This is a genomic window from Pyxidicoccus trucidator, from assembly GCF_010894435.1.
GTDB lineage: Bacteria > Myxococcota > Myxococcia > Myxococcales > Myxococcaceae > Myxococcus > Myxococcus trucidator.
Window position 1 is genome coordinate 82,781 of the sequence record NZ_JAAIXZ010000008.1, and the last position, 22,287, is coordinate 105,067.

Genomic DNA, 22,287 nt, shown 5'->3' on the forward strand with positions numbered 1-22,287 from the left:
CGGCTCCCCGGGCGGGGAGCAGGCGGGCTGCCGTGACGGGTTCCGGCGCGGGAAGGGGGCTCCGGAGCGCGTGCCCCTTTCCAGGAGGGGACGAAACGGTATGGTGCGCCGCCATTGGCGCCGGCTCGGACCGGGCGCCCTCAGGAGTCCGATACCGCATGGCCCTCTATCCCGTCATCATGGCCGGTGGCTCCGGCACCCGCTTCTGGCCCCTGTCCCGTCAGGCGCGCCCCAAGCAGTTCCTGCCGCTGGCCTCGAAGCAGCCCCTCATCACCGACACCTCCGCGCGCCTCAAGGGGCTCGCCTCGGTGAAGGACACCTTCATCGTCTGCGGCCCGCTGCACGCGAAGGCCGCCCTGAAGCTGGTGAAGGGCCTGCCGAAGGCCAACCTCCTGGTGGAGCCGGTGGCGCGCAACACCGCCCCCGCCGTCGCCCTGGCCGCCGTGCAGGTGGCCGCGCGCAACCCGAAGGGCGTCATGGTGGTGCTGCCCTCCGACCACCACGTGGCGGACGTGCCCGGCTTCAAGCGCACCCTGGCCGAGGCCGCGAAGCTCGCCGAGGCCGGCCACATCGTCACCCTGGGCATCAAGCCCGCGCACCCGGAGACGGGCTACGGCTACATCCAGGTGGGCGAGCCCCTGGAGGGCGGCGGCCGCAAGGTGCAGGCCTTCAAGGAGAAGCCCGATTTGGAGACGGCGAAGGGCTACCTCGCCTCCGGCGACTACCTGTGGAACGGCGGCATCTTCGTCTTCCGCGCGGACGTCATCCTCGAGGCCTTCGCGAAGCACATGCCGGAGATGCAGAAGGGGCTGGACGCCCTGCGCAAGGCCGCCGGCAAGCGCACCTTCGCGTCCGTGCTGAAGAAGGTGTTCCCCAAGCTGCCCTCCATCTCCATCGACTACGGCGTCATGGAGAAGGCGTCCAACATCGCGGTGCTACCCGGTGACTTCGGCTGGTCCGACGTGGGCTCCTTCGCCGCCATTCCGGAAGTGCGCCCGGCCGACGCCAACGGCAACGTGGTGTCCGGCGACGCCGCCGTGGTGGTGGACTGCAAGAACTGCGTGGTGCTCGCCGACAAGCGCCCGCTGGCCGTGGTGGGCCTCACCGACGTGGTGGTGGTCGACTCGGGCGACGCCGTCCTCGTGGTGCCGAAGGACAAGAGCCAGGACGTGCGCAAGGTCGTCGAGGCGCTCAAGGCTCGCAAGCTGACGAAGTACGTGTAGCTCCGTCAGACGCTTCGCCCCGTCGGGCAGCCGCCGCGCTCATGCGGCTGCTCGACGAGGCAGGAGCCGTCATGGCAGCGCGGCGGTGTGGACCACCTCCACCTCGGAGAGCTGGTTCGCTTCGAGCAGCTTCCGGAGCGCCCGCGCCGCCAGCTCCTCCGCGACGTGCCAGCGAACGCGCGCGCCCACTCCACCCGCCGCCGCGTGCTGGCGCCGGGCCTGCGCTATCAGCTCCTTCGCTCCCCACCGCGCGAACCACGGCTTCGGACTGAGGTCATCGTTGAAGCGGCTGGCGAGTCCGGGGCCTCGCGCCTCCAGCAGCACCCCCTCCGCGAAGCCGTCGAACCTCGGGCCCTTCTTCCCCACCTCACCCAGCCAGTACGCCTCGCTCGAGGCGTGGCCGGAGAGCTGCTCGTGGTAGCGCGCCGCGCGCGGGGACAGCAGCTCGCGGGACGGGCCCCACCTGCCGGGTCCGCCCATGGGCTCGGGCTGGCGCGCACCCTCCGCCACCGAGGACGACAGGTGGAGGATGGCGACCGCGCCCGGCCCGTCGCCCAGCACGGTGACGGCGCGGCCCACCGGCACCGCCACGCGCTCCACCGCCAGCGCGCCGTCCGCCGCGAGCGAGAGCACGGGGATTCGGCTGGCCTCCCACCCCCGCCCCATCGCCGCCAGCGTGCGCGGGGTGCCCACCACCGTGCCCCACGTGGCCAGCAGCGTGGCGCTCAGCTTCGACAGCTCGCGGACCTGCTCCCCGCGTGACAGCCGCTCGAAGCGCTCCAGGTACGGCGGTGAGGACGCGACGAGCGTGGCGAGCCCCTCGGGCAGCCGCGACAGCGCGGTGAGGCGGTCCCCCGACGCGGGGAGGAGCTGCCCCAGCGCCAGCACCAGCTCGATGAACGTCTCCTCCGTGCCGCCGCGCGCGCCACCCGGCACGGCCGCGTCGTCGCGCACCTCCGCCAGCACCGGACTGGCCCAGCCCCGCTGGAGCGCCGCGTCCACGGACCGCCACACGCCCGTGGCCCCCGAGTAGAGCGAGCCCACCTCGAAGGCCCCGGCCCGGAAGGAACCTTCGTTCCACTGCACCTCGCCCACGCGCTGGCGCGGCGCCCCCGTGAGGGCCATGGCCAGCGAGCCATCCGGACGCAGCACGGCGAGGCGCTCGAAGCGCTTCACCCGCTCCAGCAGCTCCGCGCGCGGCACCTCCTCGTCTCCCTCCACCACCTCGCGCAGCAGCCGCGAGGCCACGAGCCGGGGGCCGAAGCCCGCCACCGTGACGGGCTGCTCCAGCAGCGCGCCGAACAGGGCCGACGCGTCCTCTGGAGACAGCGGGGCTTCCGCCGGCAGCCGCTCGGAGGCGCTGGCGAGCCCGGCCCGCAGCAGCACCTCCACCAGCGCGTCGCCTTGCACCAGCCGCTGCTTCATCGAGCGCGCGGCCTGGGCCGCCGCCTGGGCGGACGCGTCCGCCTTCGGCTCCTCCGTCGGCGTGAAGGAAGGAGGCGAGGCGGAGCGGTAACGGAACGAGCCGCTGTCCAGCTCGCTCAGCGGCAGCTCCTTCAAGGTCCCGCACCCGGTGAGGGCCAGGAGCGTGACGAAAAGTGTGTGGGGCCTGCCGCTGTGCTTGTGGGTGCTACAGCCGCGGTGGCCAGGATGACGGACGGACATGAAGGGACCTCCCCGTCAGACTCGAAGTAGCAGGCAGGGGTGACAGTCCCTGGACGCGCCCGGGGCCCCAGTGTGAACGGGAGAATCTTCGTGTCCGAGGCTGGAAGAATTACGGGTGCGTCCCGACCCGCATCCGCCCGCTTCTAGCGCTCCCGGGAGGTTGCCCTGTCCACTCATGGACGAAGCGGCACTGCACGAAGGTTGCAGAGCCGACGCCGCCCGCCCCGCTCCGGGGCTGAACGAGGTGGCTTCGATGGCATGCAAGCACTGCGCGGTGGCTCATCCGGCTGGAACGTCCTGCCCGGCCGAGCAGCCTGCCTCCACCCCGGCCGGGGGAGTGTCGCTGGAAGGTCAGCGACACGGGCCGCTCGTCTTCAAGCGCCGCCTGGGCGCGGGAGCCCTGGGCACGGTGTACCTCGCCGAGCACCTGCCCAGCGCGCACCGCTTCGCGGTGAAGGTGCTGCACCCGCACCTGGCCGCGCAGCCGGCCCTGCGCACCCGCTTCTATGTGGAGGCCCGCGCCCTGCGGGAGCTGACGCACCGCCATGTGGCCCGCGTGCTCGACGCGCGCCCCGGCCCCGGCGGCCTGCCGTGCCTCCTGATGGAGTACGCCAACGGGGAGGCCTTCTCGCGGCTGCCCATGCCGCTGGCGCCGGTGGAGGCCGTGGAGTTGCTCGGCCAGGCGCTGGAGGCGGTGGAGGCCGCGCACGCGCGCGGGCTGGTGCACTGTGACTTGTCCGCGGACAACCTCGTCCTCACCCGCGACGCGCGCGGCGAGCGGCGGGTGAAGGTGCTCGACTTCGGCACCAGCGCCGTCCTCAGCGCCAGCCTCTCCGAGGAGGAGCGCGCCTGCGGCATGGTGGTGGGCTCGCCCGCGTTCATCGCTCCCGAGCAATGGTCGGGCGAGGCGGTGGATGGCCGCGCGGACCTGTACTCGCTGGGCGTGGTGGGCTACCTGCTCGTCACCGGGCGCCTGCCCTTCGGCTTCGGCCGCGTGGGCGAGCTGGCCCCCCCGCAGGCGCACGAGCTCAACCCGGGCGTGCCGCCAGCGCTGTCCGCCGTGCTGCTGCGCGCCCTGGCCCAGCGCGCCGACGAGCGCTTCCCGGATGCCCGCGCGTTCCGCGAGGCGCTCGCGAGCTGCCTGGCGCCCACCGTCGCCCGGCCGGCCACGTCGCGCTCTCCGTTCGCCGACGAGGAGCCGCTGGCGGACATCGAGGTGGTGGTGGACGAGCTGACGTCGTCGTCGGGCGTGCCGTGGGACATCATCCCGCCGCGGCCCATCCGCCTGCTGCCCTCCATGGCGGTCCGGCCCCAGGAGGGCCACGTCACCATCTTCGGCCAGGCCATGCCCCCGGACGGCGCCACGCCGCTGCACCTCGCGCTGCGCGAGGCCGCCCATGCCACGGCGCCGATGCTGGAGGTCTCCGCGCCGTGCGCGCCCGCGCCCGCGGGCCTGCGCGCCCGCGTGGGCCTGGGAGACGCCGCGGCGCTGGTCTCCGTGGAGGCCGGTGATGTGACGACGGACGGCTTCTTCGCCGCGTGGGACGGGGCGCTGCCGCCGCTCGCCGCGCGGCTGCGGGCGGAGCTGGGCTTCGCCGGGCGGACGGTGGTGTTCGAGTGCGACGTCGTCCGTCACGTCTCCCAGGACGAGGCGCGCATCTGGAACGTGGCCGCCGGCATCTTCGTCCAGTACACCGAGCCCGGAGAGTCGCTGCGCCAGTTGCTGGCCCAGGCGCTCGCGAGCGGGGAGAAGCCGCGCGCCACGGAGCCCGGGCCCGACGCGGAGCTCGGCCGCCTGCTGGCCCGCGCCGCCACCGTGGCGAAGGACCCGTACACCCTGCTGGGCGCGCGGCCCGACGCGGGCTTCGACGAGGTGCGCCGCCGCGCCAGCGCCGCGCTGCGCCGGCTGGACGCCTTCCGCCTGCGGCCCCTGCCCGACTCGCAGCGTCGCGCCCTGGAGTCCCTGCGCGTGCGCGTGGAGGCCGCCGGGCGCACCCTGGGCGAGCCGCTCCACCGCGCCGGCTTCGACGCCGTCCGGGGCAACCTCGCCGGACTCTCGCGCTGCGTCGAGGCGGGTCTCACCGAGGAGTCCATCGAGCCGCTGCGCCGCGCCTTCCTCACCGCCCGTCCCGAGTCGGAGGCCCGCGCGCGCACCCTCTTCACCCAGGGCCACGCGCTGGAGGTGCAGCGGGCCCTGCGTGGCGCGCTCATGCGCTACTCCGAGGCGCTCGCGTTGGATCCGCTCAACGTGTCCTGGCTGCGCCACTACCAGGAGCTGCGTCGGAAGGCGCACGCCGTGGCACGGGTGAACCATTCCCAGCCCTCGGGGGCCATTGCCTGAGCGGGCAGCCTCCCCGTTCAGGGCAAACCATTTCCCTTTCGTCCCTCCGCGCTTCGTCTTTCCTGGCAAGTCGCGGGCCAGAAACCCTGGCGTGTCGTTTGCTGTAGGCGCCAGGTGACATGAAACGACTGAGCCTGCTTGCTGGACTGCTGTTGCTGCTGGGCGCGTGTGGTGGCGCGTCCTCGAATCCTCCACCTCCAGACACTCCGCCGGGCCAGGACGACCGGCCCACGCCCACCCCGGACGCGGGCACGCCGGACTCCGGCTCGCCCGAGGACGCGGGCACACCGGACTCCGGCACGCCCGACTCGGGGACGCCGGACTCCGGCACGCCCGACTCCGGCACACCGGATGGAGGCCCCGGCAAGCCGCCGCCGGACTGGCCGGCCCTGCAGACATCCATTCCCGTCTACCGGCTCACGGTGACTCCCGAGCACCTCAAGGCGCTCAACGACCACGTCGACGACCGGGACTACGAGGTGCCGGCCTCCTTCACCGCGGACGGACGCTCGTACGCGGTGGACGTGCGCTACCGCGGCCGCTCCACCCGCTACGAGGTGAAGAAGCCCTGGCAGGTGCGCTTCGACAAGGAGGCGCGCTTCAATGGCGTGAAGCGAATCGAGCTGCTCGCCGCGTACAAGGACGGCGGCTACCTCACGGAGAAGCTCTGGTACGACACCGCGGCCAGCCTGGGCCTGGACGTGCCTCGTGTCCGGTACGTGAATCTCTACCTCAACGGCCAGTACGAGGGCGTCTACGTGGAGGTGGAGTCCATCACCAAGGACTTCCTGCGCGCGCATGGGCTGGACGAGGACGGCGACATCTACCGCTGCGGCATGCACGACTGCGAGCTGCGTCCGCCGCCGAAGCAGCGGTACATGGAGGATTGGGAGAAGCGGACGAACGAGGACCAGCCGTGGGACAAGCTGTGGACCTTCCTGGACGGGCTCAACCGCACACCGCCGGACCGCCTCGCGGCCTTCCTGGAGAAGAGCGTCGAGTTGGACGACTACCTCACCTGGATGGTGCTGGACGCCTTCATCGTCAACCACACGCACCAGGACGCCCGCAGCTTCCTCATCTACAGCCGCGAGACGGGCCGGTGGACGTTCGTCCCGTGGGACTTGAACAACGCGCTCAGCCTCTACAACCGCACGACGCCGCACACCAACCAGGGCGTGAAGGAGGACTACCCGCACCCGGGTTTCAGCGGGTACGACCCCCAGGTCTACGAGCTGTATGTCCACCGCCGCGACGATCTGGGCTACACGGACATGCGGCCCACCTGGAGCACGCTGACCACCCGCATCCTGGACGACCCGGCGCTGCGCGCCCGCTACATCACCCGCATGCGTGAGCTGCTGACCGAGCATCTCACCGAGGAGAAGCTGGGCGCCCGCATCGACACGATGCACGCGCTGCTGGTCCCCTTCATCCTCCCGGGGGCCGGCGGCAAGGTAGAGGACCCGTACGTCAGCCCCGGTCACGCCGCCGAGAGCGCGAACTACCTGCGCCGCTTCGTCCGCGAGCGTCGTGCCTGGCTGCTCGCCCACCTGGATGCCCTGGAGAAGCATGGCCAGGGCCCCCTGGTCCTCGACCGCGTGGGGCGGAACGCCGCGGGCGCTTACTGGGTCCAGCTCTACAACCGGGGCAGCGCGCCCGTGTCGCTGGGGGGCCTGCGCCTGTCGGCGGACACCCGGGTTCCTTTTGCCCCCCAACTGTCCCCCCGCACGCTGGCGCCGGGGGAGCACGCCACGTTCAACCTGGCCCTGGACCCGGCCCGGACGGAGGTGGCCCTGTTCAACGGGGCGGGGATGGTGGCGCTGGACATGCTTTGGTTCGCCCCGCTGGCCGCCGGGGAGGCGTACGGCCGGGAGCCCCGGGGGGCCGAGTCGTTCAAGAGTCAGCCCGGCCCTTGAGGCTTGTGCCTACCCGCCCCGTGCTCGTGTAGAGTCCGCCGCCCTCTGCCATGCCCTCCGGCATCTCCGGGGGCGGGGACCTCTTCATGAACACGCACATCTTTCGCGAGTACGACATCCGGGGTCTGGTCGATAAGGACCTGACCACCGAGGTGGTGGAGCTGCTGGGCAAGGGCCTGGGCACCATCATCCGGCGCCAGGGCGGGCGCTCCATCGCCGTGGGCCGGGACTGCCGCGAGTCTTCCACCCGCTTCCGGGACTCCCTCTGCGCGGGGCTCACCTCCACCGGCCTCAACGTGCTCGACGTGGGCGTGGTGCCCACGCCCCTGACGTACTTCGCCGCCAACACGCTCCCGGTGGACGGGCTCGCCATGATTACCGGCAGCCACAACCCGCCCGAGTACAACGGCTTCAAGATTGGCGCGGGGAAGACCACCTTCCACAGCCATGAAATCCAGGCCCTCCGCAAGCTCATCGAGGCGAAGGACTTCGAGGTCGGCGCGAAGCAGGGCCGCGTGGAACTCTACGACATCATCACCGCGTACAACCACTTCATCCGGCAGACCATCAAGGTCGGCCGCAAGGGGATGCGCATCGTCATCGACGCCGGCAACGGCACGGGTGGCGCGGTGGCGGTGCCGTTGTTCGAGGCCATGGGCTTCGACGTGGTGCCCCTGTTCTGTGAGATGGACGCCACCTTCCCCAACCACCACCCGGACCCGACGGTGGTGGAGAACCTCCAGGACCTCATCGCCGCGGTGAAGCGCGAGAAGGCCGAGGTGGGCATCGCCTACGACGGCGACACCGACCGCATCGGCGTCATCGACGACAAGGGCAACATCCTCTGGGGCGACCAGCTCATGGTGCTCTTCGCCCGCTACGTGCTGAAGGAGAGCCCGGGCGCGGCCATCGTCGGCGAGGTGAAGTGCAGCTACACGCTGTACGACGACATCGCGAAGAACGGCGGCAAGCCCGTCATGTGGAAGGCGGGCCACTCGCTCATCAAGTCGAAGATGAAGGAGGAGCACGCGGAGCTGGCCGGGGAGATGAGCGGCCACATCTTCTTCAAGAACCGCTACTTCGGCTTCGACGACGCCATCTACTCCACGGCGCGCCTGCTCGAAATCCTCACCCACGAGCCGAAGAAGATGTCGGAGCTGCTCGCGGATGTGCCGAAGACGTACGCCAGCCCCGAGCTGCGCTTCGACACCAAGGAGGAGAAGAAGTTCGAGATGGTCAAGCGCGCCACGGAGACGCTGCGCGCGGCGGGCCACGACATCATCGACGTGGACGGCGTGCGCGTGACGTTCCCCGACGGCTGGGGCCTCATCCGCGCTTCCAACACGCAGCCCATCCTGGTGCTCCGCTTCGAGGCGAACACCGAGGCGCGCCTGAAGGAAATCCAGACGCTCATCGAGAGCACCGTCGCCAAGGTGCAGAAGGAAGTCGGGGGCTGAGATGACCGGCCCGCGCATCCTCGCCGTGAGCGGAAGCCTCCGGACCCAGGGCTTCAACCGGAAGCTCCTGGACCTGGCCGTCACGCACGCCCGCTCGCTGGGGGCGGAGGTGGACGTGGTCGACTTGAAGGCCCTGGGGCTGCCCCTCTATGACGGTGACGTGGAGGCGGCGGGCCTGCCGCCTCCGGTGTTGGAGCTGCGCGAGCGGCTGGGGAAGGCCCAGGGGCTGCTCATCTCCAGCCCCGAGTACAACTCGTCGATTCCGGGCGGGCTGAAGAACGCCATCGACTGGGTGTCGCGCCCGCCGGGCCGCCTGTTCCACGACAAGTGGGCGGCGATGATGGGCACCTCGCCCGGCGTCTTCGGCACCGCGCGCATGCAGCCGCACCTGCGGCAGGTGCTGTCCTCCGTGGGGGCCCTGGTGCTGAACACCCAGGTGCACCTGCCCAAGGCGGCCGAGGCCTTCACCCCGGACGGGAAGCTGAAGGACGAGGCACGCCAGAAGGAAGTGGAGACGCTGGTCGGGGCGTTGGTCTCCAAGCTGAAGGGCTGAGAAAGGACATTGCCGATGCCGACGCTGGGAATCGACCTGGGTGGAACCTTTGCCCGCGCCGCCGTCGTGGATGCAGCCGGGAATGTGCTCGCTTCCGCGAAGGTGGCCCTGTCCGAGCGCAGTCCGGCCGGCGTGGTGGAGACCATTGTCCAGGCCGCGGCCGCCGCCAAGAAGTTCGCGGGCGTCGAGGTGGTCGGGTGCGGGGTGGGGGCCGCCGCCCAGATTCACAAGGACTCGGGCGTGCTGTCGGTCGCCCCCAACCTCGGCTGGCGCAACGTGCCACTGGGGGCGATGCTCAAGGCGCGCCTGGGCCAGCCGGTGCGCGTGGTGAATGACCTGGCCGCCGCGGCCTGGGGCGAGTTCCAGGCCGGGGCCGGGCGCGGGGCCAGTGACCTGCTGGTGGTGTTCGTGGGCTCGGGCGTGGGCAGCGCCATCATCGCCAACGCCCGGCTGCTGGACGGCGCGGGCGGGGTGGCGGGAGAGCTGGGACACATCAAGGTGGTGCCCGGCGGGCGGCGCTGCGGCTGTGGCGAGCTGGGGTGCCTGGAGGCGTACGCGGGCGGCCACAACCTCATCGCCCAGACGCGCGAGCTGCTCGCGGCGGGGAGCTCCCCCAAGCTGGTGGAGCTGACGGGTGGGGACGCGGCGGTCATCACCCCGGCGACGCTGGAGCAGGCGGCGGAGGCGGGAGACGCCGCCGCGCATGAGGTGTACGCGCGGGCGGCGCAGTTCCTGGCGGTGGCGGTGGCCAACCAGGTGACGGTGCTCAACCCGGCGCGGCTCATCCTGGGCGGCGGCGTGCTGACCCACTGCCCCAGCCTGCGGCACCGCGTGATGGAGGGCGTGCAGGCCTGGGCGTCCCAGACGTCTCGCGAGGGGCTGCTCATCGCCGAGGCCGAGCTGGGTGACGACAGCGGTCTGATTGGCGCGGCGCTGCTGGCGGCGTAGGCGCCGGAGCGGCGCCCCTGCACGGTATGGTGCCGGTCTCCCTGTCGAGCGTCGTGGCTCAGGCGTGCGCCACCAGGCGCGCGCCCTTCAGGCCGACGTACTGGAGCGCGGCGAAGCCCGCGACGGCCACTGCCTGGAACACGGTGAAGGCGTAGCCCAGCGCGGTGGGCGCCACCCAGTCCGTGGTCAGCAGCAGGAGGCTGTCCACCGCCCACAGCACGTTGCAGCCCACGATTGCCCAGATGAGCGGCCGCGATACCACCGGGCGCACCGCGAGGAACAGCAGCAGGGCGGCGAAGGGCAGCAAGCTGAAGCCGGCGACGCTCAGCAGGCGCTCGTGCAGGCCCAGCAGCCCGGCCAGGGGGGCGGCGGCCAGGAACATCAGTGCGCCCGTGGCACCGGTGACGACACCATCCAGCATCAGGATACGGCCGAGCAGCGTCTTCGCGGAATTGATGGCGCTCATGTGCGGGTCCTCCAATGGGGTGGTCAGGAGCGGCGGCAACCCGTGCCGCCGTCTTGATGGACCTAAAGTGCGCTGGCCGCGTTCCGGTCTCAATTACGTGGGAGGTAATTGGAGGCACTACGCCGCGCTTCCTATGTTCCGGACATGATGACGCAGAGCCGCCCCGTGGGAGAGTTGCTGCGCGACTGGCGCCAGCGCCGGAGTCTCAGTCAGCTGGAACTGGCGCTGCGCGCGGAGGTGTCCGCCCGCCACGTCAGCTTCATGGAGACCGGACGCTCCAAGCCGAGCCGGGAGATGCTGCTCCATCTCTCCGAGGAGCTCGACATCCCCCTGCGTGAGCGCAACGCGCTGCTCATGGCGGGAGGCTTTGCCCCTGTCTACCCGGAGGGCAGACTGGACCAGCCCGCCCTCCAGTCCGCGCGTGAGGCGGTGGACATGGTGCTCAGCGGCCACGAGCCGTACCCGGCCCTGGCCGTGGACCGCTACTGGTCGCTGGTGGCCGCCAACCGCGCCGTGGGCCTGCTGCTGGAGGGCGTGTCGCCCGAGCTGCTCGAGCCCCCGGTGAATGTGCTGCGCCTCAGTCTGCACCCCCAGGGGCTGGCCCCGCACATCGCCAACCTCGCGCAGTGGCGGGGCCATGTCCTCGGCCGGCTCCACCGGCAGGTGGACATCACCGCCGACCCGAAGCTCGCCGCGCTCCACGAGGAGCTGCGCGCCATGCCCGCCCCCGGCGGAGGCGTGTGGTCCAAGGCGAGCGCGCACGCGGAGCCCCTGGGCGTCGTCGTCCCCCTGCGCCTGGACACGCGCTTCGGGCAGCTGTCCCTCTTCAGCACCACGACGGTGTTCGGCACGCCGGTGGACGTCACCCTGGCCGAGCTGGCGATTGAGTCCTTCTTCCCCGCGGACCGGCCCACCGCCGAGCTGCTGCGGCGCATCGCCTCCGAGGGACAGCCCGCGGACGCGTGAGCGCGGCCCCCTGAAATGAAAAGACCCCGCCCCGGCGCCCTTGAGAGGCCGGAGCGGGGTGTGGACAGCACCGCGGACTACAGCGTGGGGTTGCCCATCGTGTAGTTGCAGTAGGCGCTGTTGCCGCACGTGGTGCCGACGCTGGTGTACCAGGCCGTCTTGCGGGTGCCGTACTGGCGGTTGTCCGCGTGGACGTGGGCGCCGGTGGAGTTACCGGTGGAGCCCACGAGGCCCAGCGCGCAGCGGTCGCACGTCTTGGAGCCGGACGACACGTTGGCGTTCAGGTGCAGCTGGCGGAAGTCCCAGCCGCTGCCACCCGTTACGACGTAGTAGTTGCCCGCGCCACCGTTGCAGGTGGTGCCGCCGCTGCAGTTGGCCGCACAGCCGCCGTAGTAGGCGTAGTAGCGGCTGACGTTGATCATGCCGCGGTGGTTCCACTCGCTGCACGAGCCATTGCTCATGTCGAGCGCGTTGTGGGAGCTGCCCGAGCACGAGTAGTAGGTGGTGGAACCCACGCGCGCGGCGGTGTCACAGATGGGGCCCACGGCCGTGGCGGCGGTCACCGTGGTGGCCCAGCCGGCCGCCACGAGGGCCATGACGGCCATCGTCAACTTCATCGTCTTCATGAGGACTTCCTTCGTTGGGGGTTACGCTGCTGCACTGCGTACTGCGGTGAGGCAGGGGTCACCTCCGCAGCCGCTGCTTCTCTCGCAGCAGCAGCTCCCACTCCTGGAGGTTGAGGCTCAGGGCGGACAACCACGCTTCGATTTCAGGGTCCATGGCGCGGTCCACGCCGCGCAGCGACTCCAGCACGGGCCGCGCGCCGGACATGCCCAGCCGCGCAATGCCCTGGAGCGCCGCCTTGCGCACCGCCGGATTCGTATCCGACTTGTAGAGGTCCACCAGCGAGCGCAGCGCGCCCTCGGACGCCGCGCCCGGCACGCCGCCCAGCGCCGTGGCCGCCGACGCGCGCAGCGTCGGGTCCTCCGCGCGGAGCTGCTTCGTCACCTGCTCCACGGCCGCGGGGCCCACGGCCTCCATGGAGACCTCGCCCAGCAGCTTCGCCGCCACCGCCGGGTCCTCCGCCGCGGCCGCCGCCGCCACCGCCGCCTCGGACACCTTGCGGTCATGGCCGCTATAGACTTCCAGGCTCTCCGCGACGAGGTTGTCCGCCACCGCCGCGCGCACCTCGGGAGACGAGTCCCGCACCAGCTGGTCGTACGTCACCACGCCGCCGTTCTTCTCCATGAACTCCACCGAGGGAGTGGAGCGCAGCGCACGCACGGCCGCGGCACGGACGGACGGGTCCGAGTCTCCGCTGGCCCGCGCCAGCAGCGGCTGCACCAGCGTGGGGTTCTCCGCGTTGCTGGCCTTGGTGGACAGCGCGGCGCCCAGCGCCTCCAGCACGGCCGGGTCCTTCTCACGCGCCAGGGCCGCCAGGAGCGACTCCGCCGGCATGGCGAGCGCGGCCTCCTTGAGGCGCAGCTTCACGTAGCGCTGGAGGGCCGGCGAGCCGCCCTTCAGTGCGGCGCGCACGTCGTCCAGCATGCCCTCCACCGTGCAGGTGGCCGGCTTCAGCGTCGTCGCCTGCGGGCCCGTGGCCAGGGCCGGGGCGGGGAGCAGCCAGAGCAGGGCGGACAGGAGCGCCGCGCGCTTCAGGAGCTTCATCGTCGTGGCGTGCATCAGTGCGGCGCTCCTTCCTCGACGAGGCACGCGTGGTGCTCCGCCTTGCCCAGCCAGATGCGGGCGAAGTCCACCGTGCCCGACGCGTAGAGGTCCCGGAACTCGGTGTAGTCCTGCAGGAAGCGCGGGTCCTTCGCGGCGAACTCCTGCAAGAGGGGCAGCGCGCCCGCGCCGGCCACGCGCACCGAGAAGCGGAAGAGGGCCCAGCGCACGCAGACGTCGTGCTCCTGGTCGAAGGCGGCGCGGTAGACCTCCAGCGCCTTGTCCGGTGAGCTGGTGACGCCCAGGCGGAAGGCGGCCATCTCCCGCACGTCGCGCTCGCGGTCCGTCTTCAGCGTGCGGGAGAGCTGCTCGAAGGAGTCCTCGCCGATGATGGGGTTGGAGTACGACGGCATCTCCAGCGCCAGCAGCCGCACGGCCATGTCGTCCGACTTGCCGCTGATGTCGAGCAGCTCCTTCCAGTAGGGCGCGTAGTTGCCGGTGCGCTCGAAGTCCTCCTTCATCACCCGGCCCATGGTGCGCGTGGCCACCCAGGCCACCGAGTCCACCGTCTCGTCCAGCGCCACGGCCTTGATTCGCTTGAGGTCCGCCGCGCCCATCCGCTTCTGCGTCTCCAGCGCGTCCAGCGCGGCGGAGCGGGCCTGGAGCGTGGCGCTCTTGTCCTCGCCCATCTTCATCAGCTGCCCGGAGACCTTCGCGTCGTGCACGGCGGGCGCGGCCTTCAGCGCCGTCATGTAGATGCCCAGCTCCGGGTGGCTGGTGCCCTTGGACCACTCCAGCACCTGGAGCGCGCGGCTCGGGTCATTGCCCACCAGCTCCGTGAGGCGCTGCTGGAGGTAGTCCGCGAGGTAGCGGTCCTTGTTGGCGATGGCCGCCAGCAGCGCCGCGCGGAACGTGTCCATGGACGCGGTCCGGTCGAACTCCTGGAGCCCGTCCCAGCAACCGGGGATGGGGATCTGCTCGTCCTTCGGCTTCCGCTCCTCGGGCGGCACCGTCCCGCTGGGGCTCGTCTCAGGACTGCCCGCCGCGCTCAGGGTGGCGGAGGAAGAGGGCTCCGCTGGAGTGCCGTCGTCAGGGGAGGAAGAGGTGCCCCGCGGCAGCAACAGCGCCACGGCCGCCGCGAGGAGCAGGACGCCCGCCATCGCGGTCCAACGAAGTTTTCTAGGAGTCATCGGTGAAATGGGTCAGCCGGTGAAAAGCCGCAAATTCTTGAATACTTGGAAACATGGGAAGATGGCAACGGCTTTGTTTCGGCCTGCGAAATCCGCCCGAGTGAGTCCGGCATGACCACCACGAGGCTGGAGCCCTGGTTCCAGCGGCATTCACCGCCCCCGCAACGACAAGAGCCCCGGCTGCCTGACGCAGGCACCCGGGGCCCCTGGGGTTTCAGCGCGCGAGGACTACGGCGCGAAGCGCAGGAACAGCAGGTCGGCCCTGCCGTCCTGCGGCAAGTAGGCCCGATCTCGCAGGCTGACGAGGTCGATGAACGCGCCCGGCAACAGCGTCGCGCCGTCGGGCGTGGCGCCTACGGAAATGACGTACAGGCTGGAGTCGATGACCCGAGACCAGCGGTGGGTCCCCGTGGAGGAGAAGCGGGCCACCAGCGTGTTGGAGCCTCCCGGATTCCCCATGAGGCTCCCGCCCAGGTCCACCGACCCGTAGGTCATGCCGAGCGCGGAGATGTTGCCCGCCGAGTCCGTGGCGATGTCGCTGAAGAAGTCATCCACGGTGCTGCCGTACCGCCGGGCCCACGTGTCGCCTCCCGAGGAGGTCAGCACGCCCAGGTACCCATCCATCGGGGCATACCCCGGGGCGCCCGGCGCGCTGGAGACGGTGCTGCCAGCGAAGGTGAAGGTGCCGTGGAAGGAGCCGCCGAAGGCCACGTGGCCCCCGGGCATGAGCGCGAGCGACATCTGGCTGGTACGTGCGCCATTGAGGGCGCGGGACCAGAGCAGCGTGCCTTCGGGGCTGTAGGCGGCGACGAACGGCGTCGAGTAGGAGGTGGCACCCAGACGGCCGGTGCCCGCCAGCCCGGTGACGAAGATGCGCCCGTCCGCGTTGGCGACCACGTCCTCGCCGAGGGTGCTGTCACTCCAGGGGTTGCTGGTGCCCGCGGGGACCGCCAGCGACCACAGGTGCTCTCCCTCCCACGAGTACTTCGCGAGGAACATGCCCTGCAGCGAGTAGGTCGGGTCCGACTCGAGCGGCGCGCCGCCCAGGTTCAGCTGGCCGGTGAAGCCACCGGTGACGATGAGGCTGCCATTGGCATCGGTGGTCACCGCGCTCCCCTGGGCGAAGACGTTCGCCCCGCCGGCCTCATTCGTCGGGACGAAGCCACGGGCCCACACGAAGGCGCCGCTCGGAGAGAACTTGGCGATGAAGGCGCCCCACGTCTCGTCATCCGGAGTCGCGGGCAGGGGGCCGGCGCCGAAGTCAGGGGCTCCCTGGTAGGTGCCCACCGCGAGGACGTTCCCCAGCGGGGTGAGGGTGAGGGCGTTGACGATGACGCTGGCGGCATTGTTGAACGGGACGTGGGCGCGAGACCACTGGTGCGTGCCGTCCGGGCCGTACTTCACCAGCGCGAAGTTGTGGGGCGAGGTGAAGGTGTCTCCACCGAAGTGGCCCTGTTCCTCGTACCTCGCGGCGACCACGAAGCTGCCGTCGGGGCCCACGGCCATGCTTCCATCCCACCACTGCTGCTTCGGGCCACCGCGCTGGAAGGCCTGGTCGAGGTCACCGCCCGTGCCCCGGCGCGTGCAGTAGAGCCGGGCCACGGTGACGGCCAGCTGCGGCATCAGGCCGCCCTGGCCCGACTCGGTGGCGAGGAAGTCCACGCCATTGCCGCCCGTGGGCACCAGCGCGAAGCTGTACGTTCCCGGCCCTGTGACTGCTGGCGTCACGTCGTATTCGACGAGGCTGCTGGTGGTGACGGCGCCCAGGTCCGCCAGGGCCTCCCCCGTCCGGGTGGGGCGGGTGTTCCACGTCAGCGACGAAGCACTCCAGTTCGTGGTGGTGCTGTAGATGGCCGGCCCGTCCGTGCTGCCATCGGTGGCATACAGCTGGAGTCGCACCTGGATGACCGGGCTGTTCCGGAGGTCGGTCGAGGAGAGGTTGAAGCGCAGATACGCCTCCATCCGCGGGTCCCCATCCACGAGCAGCTTGCTGACGCCTCCGTTCGCCGCATCCGGCTGCGCGGCGGCGACGTAGGTGTCCTCCAGTCCGCCCACGATGACGGTTTCATACGCGACGTCCTGCTCGCAGGTGTCCAGGGCCGCCGTCTGCTTCGCCGGTGCTTCCGTCGGCGACTCTCCGCGCTCTCCCGCCTCCTCCACTCCACCGCAGTGGGTCAACAACATCAGCCCCGCCATCCAACCCGCCCCTGCACGCACCCGCCGCCACGACTTCAGCCCTGACATTTCCCACTCCCTCATCGTTGCTTCTGCACCAGGGTTGCAATGTCTGCACTCAGCCGCGGTTGCCAGTGGGCAATGTATGGCTTTGGATAGTCCTGGTTGGCCTCCTGCCTGGTCCACGGGCTGGCGCGTGGGGACAGAAGGTGAACCGGCCGTCATATTGCAACGCACCTCCGGTGGCTCAAGAGTGTATAGATGGAATTCCAAGTAATCCTTGGAAGTGTTGCCCCCCTTTCCCCCGGAGCTTTCTTGAACCCCTCTTCCTCTCTTCGCGTCCACCCGGGTCGCGTCTGCGTGCTGGTGCTGGCGCTGCTGGCGCTCCTTCCTTCCGCTGCGACAGCCGCGGACCTCTACGTCAGCCCGAGTGGCTCCGACTCGAATTCCGGAACCTCCTCCTCGTCCCCGCTGAAGACGATTCAGGCCGCGCTGGACAAGGCGACGGCGGGCACGACGATTCACCTGGCCGCGGGCACCTACCGCGAGCGGCCGGTGACGAAGCGGGCGGGCACCGCGACGGCGCCCATCACCCTCAAGGGGCCAGAGACGGGCAAGGCCCGCTCGGGGCGCTACAAGGCGGTGCTGTTCGGCACGAGCCGCGTCTTCAACATCGACCACAGCCACTACGCGCTGGAGGGGTTCACGATTGATGGGCAGGAGAAGCTCGTCAACAAGACCTGGCCCACGAGCCTGTCAGGCGTGCGCCAGTTCAAGGACGACAACCAGACCCTCATCTCCGACGGGCGGCTCATCTACATCGGCTCGTCGGACTCGTCGCGGGACATCACCGGCGTGGTGATTCGCGACATGTTCGTCAACGGCGCGGGTGGCGAGTGCATCCGCATGCGCAACAACGCGGATGGGAACGAAGTCGCCCACTCGGTCATCCAGTGGTGCGGGATGTTCGCCAAGGACGACGGGGATGGCGACAAGTATCACAACGGCGAGGGCGTCTATATCGGCACCAGCCCCAAGTCGACCACCCAGCCGATGTATGCCAATGACCACAGCGCGTTCAATGACATCCACGACAACACGATTCACACGTTCGGCTCGGAGTGCCTCAACGTGAAGGAGAACGCGCACGGCAACACGTTCGCCAGGAACGACTGCCGCTACAACGACGAGCCGCTGGAGTTCCTCGGCAGCCTCGTCGAGCTGCGGGGCCACGACAACGTGCTGGACTCCAACGTCTTCTCCGGCAGCCGCAGCTACGTGCTCAAGCTCAAGTCGGACTCCGGCGCCTACGACAAGGGCGGCAACTCGGCCACCAACAACACCTTCCGCGAGGCGGTGGGCGCGTTCATCCGCAACGACCACAGCGCGTCGCAGGACACCTTCTGCGGCAATACGTTCGATTCCTCGGCTCCGATCCTGACGGGCAACTCCGTGGGCACTCCGACGGCGCCGTGCTCGGGTGGTGGGGACACGACGCCTCCCACGGCTCCGACGGGGTTGACGGCGACGGCGGCCTCCAGCAGCGAGGTCGACCTGTCCTGGAGCGCGAGCTCGGACAACGTCGGGGTGACGTCGTACGCGGTGCTCCGCGATGGCACGAGGGTGGCGACGGTCAGCGGGCGGACGTACCGCGACGGAGGCAGGGCGGCGAGCACCACCTACGCGTACCGGGTGTCGGCCAGCGACGCCGCGGGCAATGTGTCGGCGCCGTCCGCGACGGTGAGCGTGACGACGCTCGCGACGACGGGCCCGGCCCTCATCAGCGAGTCCTTCGACAGCTCGGCGGGCGGGATGACTGTCGTGCGGGGCGGCACCTGGGGCGTCAGCGGCGGGCGCTATGTGCTGTCCTCGCCAGCGGCGGGCACGGTGGCGCAGGGCAACGGCAACCTGGCCGTGCACGCCACGTCCGTGTCGGGCGACTTCACGCTCACCACCACCGCGAGGTCGACGGGAACCAGCGGCACCTTCGACGACTTCTCGGTGGTGTTCGGCTACGTGGACACGGCGAACTACTACTTCGCGAGCTTCAACGAGGGGAATGACGCCAACACCCATGGCCTCTTCCGCGTCCAGGCCGGCGCCATCACCCAGGTTGCCGACTTCACCAGCGTCATCAGCACCGGGGTGGATTACTCCATCCAGGTGCAGCGCACCGGGGCCACGCTTCGCGTGTCGCGGGACGGCGTGCTGGCCGCCGAGGTGGTGGACTCGACGTTCACCTTCGGGAAGGTGGGCTATGGCAGCCGCAACGACGCGGCGTCGTTCGACAACCTCCGCGTCACCGTTGCCAGCGCGGACACGTCGGCGCCCTCGGCCCCGACGGGGTTGAGCGCCACGGCCGCCTCCAGCACCGAGGTCGACCTGACCTGGAATGCGAGCTCCGACAACGTCGGGGTGACAGCGTACGTGGTGTCCCGGGGAAGCACGCCCGTGTGCACGGTGTCCGCGCTGTCGTGCAGCGACACGGGGCTGAGCCCGGCGACGACGTACAGCTACTCCGTCCGGGCCCGCGACGCGGCCGGCAACGTGTCAACCGCGAGCAGCACGGGGAGCGTGACGACTCCGGCGGGCGGCGGCTCGACGCTGCTGGCGGATGACTTCGCGTCGTATTCGAGCTTCCCGGCGGGAGGCTGGACGAATGTCACCGGCAACGGAAGCTGGGCCATCGTCACGGATGGCACGTCGGCGGCCCGGCAGCAGTCCTCCACGTCCGCGACCTACCTCGTCACGGCGGGCCAGCCGACGTGGGCCAGCTACACTTTCTCGGCCCGGATGAAGACCGGCTCGACGAGCGTCCGCAACGGGCTCGTCGCCCGATATGTGGACGGGAACAACTACTACTTCCTCCTGCTCCACAACGGGAACGTGGTGCTGAACAAGAAGGTCGCCGGCTCCACGGTGACGCTGCAGTCGGTGCCCTTCACCGCGAGCACGTCGGCGTTCCACACGCTCTCCCTGGTGGTTCAGGGCACGTCACTCCAGGGCTACGTGGACGGGGTGCTCCGCGTGCAGGGCTCGGACACGAGCCTGACGGCGGGGAAGGTGGGCTTCTATGCGAATGGAGTCGCCACCTTCGACGATGTGCTCGTGACGGCTCCGTGAGGGCTTCAACTCCACGCCGGAGCAAGGAGGGCCGCTGATGTGCGCGGATTGAATTTCTCCGCCCCGACGGAACTCTTGCCCGGGTCCGGACGACAATCGGACATCACGAAGAGGGGGAACACATGTCGGTCTTCAATCGCATTCCCGCGCCAGCCAATGCCGCGCTCCAGGTGGCCGAGGCGCTTCGCCGTCAGGCCCAGGCCCAGGCTCAGGCCCAGGCCCAGGCTCAGGCTCAAGCTCAAGCCCAGGCCCAGGCGCAGCAGAAGGCCTCCGGCGGGCAGCAGGCCGGTGGTGGCGCGGGTGGAATGGCGAGTCGGGCCGGAAGCTCCTTCGAGGCACAGCCGCTCTCCAGGAAGCTGGACCTCTCGGGCGAGGGGACCCAGCAGGTCGCGTACTTCCAGCCGCTGGAAACCACCCAGGAGTCGGAGGAGGCCGCCCCCCTGACGCCGCTGGAGCCCCAAAGGACGCCCGTGGGCATCTCCGTGGGTGAGGTGTCGCACCAGGAAGGCACCGTCTACAGCGACAACGTCCCCGCGGTGCTGGCGGGCACGATTCCCGGCGCCAACTACTGCGCGTCCACCGCGTTCGCCGGCATCGCCGAGTCGGTTCCGGGCTGGGCCAGCGAGGCGGGCATCCACGCCGTGCTCGACGAGCACGGCACGGGCTCGTCGATTGCCATCTGGGACCAGATTTCCGCCGACCCCTCCTTTGGCGAGAGGAACCCGACCACCGGGCAGCGCCCGGGGCTGACTCCCGCGTCGGGGCAGATTCGCGAGGTGGAGCTGCCAGACGGACAGCCGATGCCCGTCGAGCTGACGGTGGGCGACGAGACGCTGCGCTTCCAGGCCGTCGAGGTGGAGATTCGCAACGACGTGGACACGCTGGTGCCGGAGACCGCGACCTCCACGCTTGAGTCCCTGGAGGACATGGAAGTGGGAGAGGTGCGCGCGGTGATGATGCGCCCCATCAACTTCGACGGCACCTCGGCGCCGACGGAGGTGGGGCACTGGGTGCTCGTCGAGAAGACGGGCGAGGACAGCTACCGGCTCACCCAGTCGGCACCGGAGGACTGGGCGCTGCTCGGTGGAAGCGGAGGCACGCCCGACGGCGGGCGGTACGTGCACGAGTTCACCGGCGACACCGCGCTTCAGGACGTCAGCAGCTATATCCATGCCGAGGCGCAGTACTCCGCGAAGAACGCGGGCATGTACGCCGTCGTCGTCCTCGAGCCGGTGGTTTCCGAGTAGGGACACCGGGCCCTGGCTCGGTCCGGTGGCAGGGGCCCGAGCCAGGTGTTCACCGCTTCACGTCAGAGCGCCCTGCCGCGAGCCTGGAGCCGGCCGCGGCGGGGCGCCTGTCTGCTCACTGCTCCTGCACGTTGCTCCAGGCCGCATCACCCGTCACCCACTGTGTCACCCAGGTGTTGAGCGTCACGCCGGTGGTGCTGGTGATGGTGTTGAGCCCGCTCAGGAAGGTGTGCTGCGTCCCCACCTTCAGGAAGTACTTCGCGTTGGCCCGTCCGTCGTACGACGACGTGAGCAGCTGGAGCGTCAGTGTCCGGTATGTCGCGGCGGGATACCCGAAGAAGGCGCGCAACACGTTGTCCTGGTCCCACGCGAGCAGTCCGAACCGCGTGTCCGGATACGTGTCCGCCAGATACGCGGGGAACTTCGTGAAGTCCGTGGTGCAGTCGGTGCACGCGGCTGGAATCGACACGCCCCAGTTGGTGAGCCACGTGTTGAGGAGCGGGCCGGCGGGCGTAATCATCTGCCCCGAGTCGGCGAGCACATGCACCTCCGCGCTCGGGAACGCGGCGATGACCCGCTCGTAGTTGAGCTGTGCGCCGAACGCGCCCGCGCTGCTGCCGGCGAGGAACACGCGCTGCGTGGTGGGGAAGGTGGCGGCCAGCCGGGGGAGCCAGGCCTGCACGTTGGCGGCACCCTTGTGGTGCACCTGGTTGGCCCCGTAGGTCTGGACCGCGTTGCCCCCGTGGACGTCGCCCGTGCAGTAGGGGACGAAGATGAAGGACATGTCCTGGAAGGGGTTGGCCTCCTGGACCCGGTTGAACATGTAGAGGTTCCGGCTGCCTTCGGTCTGGAACTGGGCGGCCTGGTAGCCCGTGCTCAGGTAGCTCGCGCTCGGCCGCGTGAAGCAGGTCAGCTCGTCCCAGCAGGCGCCTCCGCCCTGCATGAAGATGTAGAGGTCCGTGCTCGCGTTGGTCGGGTTGATGCCGATGCCCGTCTGCGCGCCGTTGCCACACGCCGTGCCGGCGACGTCCACCCAGGTCCAGACCTCGGGGTCCGCGACGATGGCCAGCCCACCGTCGGGGTCGGCCGTCCCGGCGTCGAAGCCCGCGTCGGCATTGCCGCCGGGCGTGCCCGCATCGATGCACTCGGGGTTGAGCTCGCGGTCGCACGTGTCGTCGTCGTCGTCACCGCACGCGGCGAACCAGAGCGGAACCGAGGCGAAGAACAGCGTCAGGAGGAGCTTGCGCATGGTGCGAAAGTGTCCCCGTGCCTGGGAGGGCCGGCAATCACCCCATGACCGCGCACCCGGCGGGCCGTGGACTTCTGCACGCTCCATCGGCCCGGCGGAC

General features: G+C 70.3%; 16 protein-coding genes. 9 read left to right on the plus strand and 7 right to left on the minus strand.

All coding sequences use genetic code 11. The features are described from left to right. Window positions 1-158: 158 nt before the first annotated feature. Window positions 159-1,223, plus strand: a complete 1,065-nt coding sequence (locus G4D85_RS22730; protein WP_164015357.1) for a mannose-1-phosphate guanylyltransferase — start codon at window positions 159-161, stop codon at window positions 1,221-1,223. Window positions 1,224-1,292: 69 nt separating this feature from the next. On the opposite strand, the gene G4D85_RS22735 is transcribed toward G4D85_RS22730, so the two are convergent. Further along, window positions 1,293-2,888, minus strand: coding sequence for a Tox-REase-5 domain-containing protein (locus tag G4D85_RS22735; protein ID WP_164015359.1), 1,596 nt, complete (start codon window positions 2,886-2,888; stop codon window positions 1,293-1,295). Window positions 2,889-3,141: 253 nt separating this feature from the next. On the opposite strand from G4D85_RS22735, the gene G4D85_RS22740 reads away from it, so the two are divergent. The 5 genes from G4D85_RS22740 (at window position 3,142) to G4D85_RS22760 (ending at window position 10,106) form a co-directional block, all read left to right on the plus strand. Next, the gene (locus tag G4D85_RS22740) at window positions 3,142-5,229 is read left to right on the plus strand and encodes a serine/threonine-protein kinase (protein ID WP_164015361.1); all 2,088 of its coding nucleotides are present in this window, start codon (window positions 3,142-3,144) and stop codon (window positions 5,227-5,229) included. A 119-nt stretch (window positions 5,230-5,348) separates the two neighbouring features. Next, window positions 5,349-7,148: a CotH kinase family protein gene (locus tag G4D85_RS22745; RefSeq protein WP_164015363.1), complete on the plus strand. Its 1,800-nt coding sequence runs from the start codon at window positions 5,349-5,351 to the stop codon at window positions 7,146-7,148. An 86-nt stretch (window positions 7,149-7,234) separates the two neighbouring features. After that, window positions 7,235-8,605 carry a phosphomannomutase/phosphoglucomutase gene (locus tag G4D85_RS22750; protein WP_164016068.1) on the plus strand — a complete coding sequence of 457 codons (1,371 nt, stop codon included), beginning with the start codon at window positions 7,235-7,237 and terminating at the stop codon, window positions 8,603-8,605. Window position 8,606: 1 nt separating this feature from the next. Beyond that, window positions 8,607-9,158: an NADPH-dependent FMN reductase gene (locus tag G4D85_RS22755; protein WP_164015365.1), complete on the plus strand. Its 552-nt coding sequence runs from the start codon at window positions 8,607-8,609 to the stop codon at window positions 9,156-9,158. A 15-nt stretch (window positions 9,159-9,173) separates the two neighbouring features. Beyond that, window positions 9,174-10,106 carry an ROK family protein gene (locus G4D85_RS22760; RefSeq protein WP_164015367.1) on the plus strand — a complete coding sequence of 311 codons (933 nt, stop codon included), beginning with the start codon at window positions 9,174-9,176 and terminating at the stop codon, window positions 10,104-10,106. A gap of 58 nt (window positions 10,107-10,164) precedes the next feature. Here the strand turns inward: G4D85_RS22760 and G4D85_RS22765 are convergent, their stop codons facing one another. Beyond that, window positions 10,165-10,572 carry a hypothetical protein gene (locus tag G4D85_RS22765; RefSeq protein ID WP_164015369.1) on the minus strand — a complete coding sequence of 136 codons (408 nt, stop codon included), beginning with the start codon at window positions 10,570-10,572 and terminating at the stop codon, window positions 10,165-10,167. Window positions 10,573-10,716: 144 nt separating this feature from the next. Between G4D85_RS22765 and G4D85_RS22770 the strand changes: the two genes are divergently transcribed. Further along, window positions 10,717-11,538, plus strand: a complete 822-nt coding sequence (locus tag G4D85_RS22770; protein WP_164015371.1) for a helix-turn-helix domain-containing protein — start codon at window positions 10,717-10,719, stop codon at window positions 11,536-11,538. A 77-nt stretch (window positions 11,539-11,615) separates the two neighbouring features. Here the strand turns inward: G4D85_RS22770 and G4D85_RS22775 are convergent, their stop codons facing one another. The 4 genes from G4D85_RS22775 to G4D85_RS22790 all read right to left on the minus strand — a co-directional run bounded on the left by G4D85_RS22775 (window position 11,616) and on the right by G4D85_RS22790 (window position 16,637). Next, a complete protein-coding gene (locus G4D85_RS22775; RefSeq protein ID WP_164015373.1) occupies window positions 11,616-12,164 on the minus strand; it encodes a M23 family metallopeptidase in 549 nt (182 codons plus the stop codon). Between the two features lie 58 nt (window positions 12,165-12,222). Beyond that, window positions 12,223-13,221 carry a HEAT repeat domain-containing protein gene (locus G4D85_RS22780; RefSeq protein WP_164015375.1) on the minus strand — a complete coding sequence of 333 codons (999 nt, stop codon included), beginning with the start codon at window positions 13,219-13,221 and terminating at the stop codon, window positions 12,223-12,225. Continuing rightward, window positions 13,221-14,393 (minus strand): HEAT repeat domain-containing protein, encoded by a 1,173-nt coding sequence (locus tag G4D85_RS22785; protein ID WP_164015377.1) that lies wholly within the window; start codon window positions 14,391-14,393, stop codon window positions 13,221-13,223. The genes G4D85_RS22780 and G4D85_RS22785 overlap by 1 nt, the downstream gene beginning before the upstream one ends. A gap of 228 nt (window positions 14,394-14,621) precedes the next feature. Then, window positions 14,622-16,637 (minus strand): CBM96 family carbohydrate-binding protein, encoded by a 2,016-nt coding sequence (locus G4D85_RS22790; RefSeq protein WP_164015379.1) that lies wholly within the window; start codon window positions 16,635-16,637, stop codon window positions 14,622-14,624. A gap of 246 nt (window positions 16,638-16,883) precedes the next feature. On the opposite strand from G4D85_RS22790, the gene G4D85_RS22795 reads away from it, so the two are divergent. Next, window positions 16,884-19,691 carry a fibronectin type III domain-containing protein gene (locus tag G4D85_RS22795; RefSeq protein ID WP_164015380.1) on the plus strand — a complete coding sequence of 936 codons (2,808 nt, stop codon included), beginning with the start codon at window positions 16,884-16,886 and terminating at the stop codon, window positions 19,689-19,691. A 122-nt stretch (window positions 19,692-19,813) separates the two neighbouring features. Continuing rightward, the gene (locus G4D85_RS22800; protein WP_164015227.1) at window positions 19,814-20,938 is read left to right on the plus strand and encodes a hypothetical protein; all 1,125 of its coding nucleotides are present in this window, start codon (window positions 19,814-19,816) and stop codon (window positions 20,936-20,938) included. A gap of 115 nt (window positions 20,939-21,053) precedes the next feature. Here G4D85_RS22800 and G4D85_RS22805 read toward each other — a convergent pair whose 3' ends face one another. Then, window positions 21,054-22,187, minus strand: coding sequence for a pectin acetylesterase-family hydrolase (locus G4D85_RS22805; RefSeq protein ID WP_164015382.1), 1,134 nt, complete (start codon window positions 22,185-22,187; stop codon window positions 21,054-21,056). Window positions 22,188-22,287 lie beyond the last annotated feature (100 nt).